This is a genomic window from Vallitalea sediminicola (genome assembly GCF_054408565.1).
Genome location: NZ_BTPT01000244.1, coordinates 1 through 223, shown reverse-complemented (window position 1 = coordinate 223; position 223 = coordinate 1). Strand labels below are relative to the sequence as shown.

General features: G+C 37.2%; 1 protein-coding gene. It reads left to right on the top strand.

The genetic code is table 11. The annotated features are described in order from the left end of the window. Positions 1 to 40 precede the first annotated feature (40 nt). The coding region (locus ACX6CF_RS26600; RefSeq protein WP_458788397.1) for a hypothetical protein at positions 41 to 223 on the top strand (183 nt) is incomplete at its 3' end.

Below are 223 nucleotides of genomic sequence, written 5' to 3'. Positions count from 1 at the left end.
ATCAGAAATGCAAAGTACGTTATTATCCTGGGTGCAAACAATGACCAAAGGTAAAGAGTCAGCTGAAAGTTGTGTTGAAAAAGCCACAGAAGCTCATAATGTTGTTGATAAGGTCTATTCATCAATTACTGACATTTCTGACTTAGCTATTCAAATATCAACCGCTTCAGAAGAGCAAAGCATGGTATCGCAAGAAATCAGCCGCAATATTATGAACATCAGT